Source organism: Phaeovulum sp., assembly GCF_041596715.1.
GTDB lineage: Bacteria > Pseudomonadota > Alphaproteobacteria > Rhodobacterales > Rhodobacteraceae > UBA6213.
The window spans coordinates 1-3,398 of record NZ_JBFHIA010000286.1; the positions used below are offsets into that span (position 1 = coordinate 1).

The 3,398-nt window shown below is 65.4% G+C and carries 3 protein-coding genes; all 3 read left to right on the top strand.

The window, feature by feature from the left end; all coding sequences use genetic code 11:
- Positions 1-1,573: citramalate synthase (gene cimA, locus ABY403_RS14705; RefSeq protein ID WP_372841571.1), on the top strand; the 1,573-nt coding region annotated here is incomplete at its 5' end.
- 40 nt (positions 1,574-1,613) lie between these two features.
- Positions 1,614-2,336 (top strand): trans-aconitate 2-methyltransferase, encoded by a 723-nt coding sequence (locus tag ABY403_RS14710; RefSeq protein ID WP_372841572.1) that lies wholly within the window; start codon positions 1,614-1,616, stop codon positions 2,334-2,336.
- The gene (locus ABY403_RS14715) at positions 2,333-3,115 is read left to right on the top strand and encodes a squalene/phytoene synthase family protein (RefSeq protein WP_372841573.1); all 783 of its coding nucleotides are present in this window, start codon (positions 2,333-2,335) and stop codon (positions 3,113-3,115) included. Before ABY403_RS14710 ends, ABY403_RS14715 begins: the two co-directional genes overlap by 4 nt.
- Positions 3,116-3,398: the final 283 nt, after the last annotated feature.

The window sequence follows — 3,398 nt, forward strand, 5'->3', positions numbered from 1 at the left end:
ACAAACGCAGGGCGTGCAGTTCTCGGCGGCGGAAAAAGCGCAGATCGCGGCGGCGCTCGACGCGCTTGGCGTCGATTATATCGAGGGCGGCTGGCCGGGGGCGAACCCGACCGACTCGGATTTCTTTGAAAGCCGCCCGCAAACCCGCGCCACCTTCACCGCATTCGGCATGACAAAACGGGTTGGCCGCTCGGCCGAAAATGACGATGTGTTGGCCGCGGTGATGAATGCGCGCACGCCTGCGGTCTGCCTTGTCGGCAAGACCCACCCTTATCATGTGACCACCGCGCTGGGCGTCAGCCTGCCCGAAAACCGCGCGGCCATTGCCGATAGCATTGCACATGTGGTGGCAGGGGGGCGCGAGGCGCTGTTTGACGCCGAGCATTTCTTCGATGGCTACCGCGCCGATCCGGCCTATGCGCTGGATTGCCTTCGCGCAGCGCTTGATGCGGGCGCGCGCTGGGTGGTGCTTTGCGATACCAACGGCGGCACGCTGCCTGCCGAAGTCGGGCGCGTAACGCGCGAGGTGATTGCAGCCGGTATTCCCGGCGCGCAGCTTGGTATTCATTGCCATGACGATACCGGCAATGCGGTGGCCAATACGCTGGCCGCAATCGACGCGGGCGCGCGGCAGGTGCAGGGCACGCTCAACGGGCTGGGTGAACGCTGCGGCAATGCCAACCTCACCAGCCTGCTGCCGACGCTTCTGCTCAAGGAACCCTACGCAAGCCATTATGAAACCGGGGTTTCGCACGAAGCACTGGCGGGCATCCTGCGGTTAAGCCGGGCGCTGGACGATATTCTCAACCGTGTGCCGCTGCGCAGTGCGCCCTATGTCGGGGCCAGCGCATTTGCGCACAAGGCCGGGCTGCACGCCTCGGCCATCCAGAAAGACCCCGCCACCTATGAGCATATCGACCCCGCGCTGGTCGGCAACGCGCGGGTCATTCCGATGAGCAATCAGGCCGGGCAGTCGAACCTGCGCGCGCGGCTTGCCGCCGCCGGGATCGAGGCTGATGCGCGCGACCCGCGGCTGGCGCGGATTCTTGAAGTGGTGAAAGAGCGCGAAGATCAGGGCTATGCCTATGACGGCGCGCAGGCGAGCTTCGAGCTGGTGGCGCGGCGCGAAATGGGGCTTTTGCCCGATTTTTTCGAGGTCAAGCGCTACCGCGTCACGGTCGAGCGGCGCAAGAACAAGTATGACCGCATGGTCAGCCTTTCCGAAGCCGTCGTGGTGGTGAAGATTGGCGGCAAAAAGACGCTGTCAGTGTCTGAAAGCATGGATGCTGCAGGGTCCGACCGTGGCCCGGTCAACGCGCTGGCCAAGGCGCTTGGCAAAGACCTTGGCCCCTATCAGGCCTGCATCGACGACATGAAGCTGGTCGATTTCAAGGTGCGCATCACCCAAGGCGGCACCGAGGCCGTGACCCGCGTGATCATCGACAGCGAAGACGGGCAGGGGCGGCGCTGGTCTACCGTCGGGGTCAGCCCCAACATCGTGGACGCCAGTTTCGAGGCGCTTCTGGATGCGATGGTCTGGAAACTGGTGCGCGACCGCGTGGTGCCCGCATGAGGCGCGCGGGCCTCAGACCTTACGATCCGAGGCGCGGCAATTGACGACGCCTGCGTTTTTCACCCTTTATTCAAACCTCTTGCGCGAGGGGCCGGGGCTTCCTGCTGATGTGCATTGGGCGATTGGCGTGGCAGGCACGCCGGCCGATGCCGATATCTGCGATGCAGGCTGTGGCTCGGGTGCTGATGCTGAAACGCTGGCCGAGGCGCTGCCGCTTGCGCGTATTCAGGCCATCGACATCACCCCAAGCCTTGCTGGCGAGGCGCAGGCGCGGCTGGCGCGCTTTGGCGCGCGCGCTACGGCCCGCGTGGGCGATATGCTGGTGCCCGGTGGGCCATTTGATCTGATCTGGTGCGCGGGGGCTGCCTATTTTCCGGGCCTCGGCGTGGCGCTGGATGCATGGCGCAAGGTGTTGAAACCAAAGGGAAAGGTCGCAGTTTCGGAGCCGGTTCTCCTGGAGCGTCCCGCCAACCCCTGCGCCCGCGCCTTTTGGCAAGGCGAACCGGTCGAGCTATCCGATCCTGCCGGGCTTGCCGCGCGGTTTTCTGCCGCGGGGTTTCGCATCATGGGCCAACGCTTGCTGGTGGGCGATCCGTGGCAGGTCTATTATGCATCGCTTGCGGCACGCATTGCGCTGCTGCGCAAAGGCCAACCCTCTGCCGCATTGGCCGAGGTGCTCGATGCCTCTGAACGTGAAATCGCGGCGTGGCGACGTTGCCCTGAAAGCATCGCCTACGCCCTAATCGTGGCGGAACCGAAATGAACACGACCAGGCCCGCAACATCTGCCGAAGAGGTGCGCCTTGGCGACCCTGATCGCTTTGTGGCAACCTTGGCCGCGCCTGCGGCAGCGCGCGTGACGCTCTGGCCGCTTTATGCGTTGAACTTGCAGCTTGCCCGCGCCCCTTGGGCCTCTGCCGAGCCTTTGGTGGCCGAGATGCGGCTGCAATGGTGGTGCGATTCACTCGACGATCTGGGTGCTGGCAAATCCCCGGCCCATCCGCTTTTGCGCGAGCTTGCGCCGCTGGTTGCCCGAACCCCGGCGCTGATCGCGCCTCTTGCCGCAATGGCCGAGGCGCGGCGGCGCGAATGTTGGCGCGAGGGTTTTGCGGATGCGGCTGAATTGCGCAGCCATATCGAGGCGACAGCGGGCAACCTGATGTGGGCATCTGCGCTTGCGCTTGGCGCGCCAGTCGCGGCAGAGCCGGTGGTGCGCGGGTTTGGCTTTGCTTCGGGGCTGGCAAACTGGCTGCGCGCCGTCCCTGCGTTGAACGCGCGTGGCTTGCCGCCGCTGCCCGACCCGGACGAGGCGGCAATATCGGCGCTGGCGGCCACGGGGTTGGCCGAAATCGCCGCAGCGCGCCGCGCCCGCAAGGTGCTACCGCGCCGGGCGGCGCCTGCGCTTTTCAGCGGCTGGCTGGCACCTTGGGTGCTTGCGCGCGCGCAAGCCGAGCCAGCCTGCGTTGCCGCCGGGCAGCTGGAACCCTCGGAGTTTCGCCGGCGCGCGACGCTGTTGCGCCCCGTTTTCAGCGGCCGCTGGTAGCGCGCGTAGCTTAAACGAATCTTCAGCACTCTGGGCAATGCTCACGCCCGGCGATGTGTTTCGCCGATGGCGTGATGTCGTGTCTGCGCACGGCGATATCGGAGGTTGCAGATGCTGTCGTTCAACACCCTCAGACTCGGTATCAAACTGCCGCTGATGCTCGCGGCCCTAGGATTGGCCGGGCTTGGCGCGATGGGGGCGCTGGCTTACCGCGATGCGCATGAGGTGATCGAAGCAAACAGCATGGCGTTGCTGCAAAACACACTCGCCAATCGGAAGAACG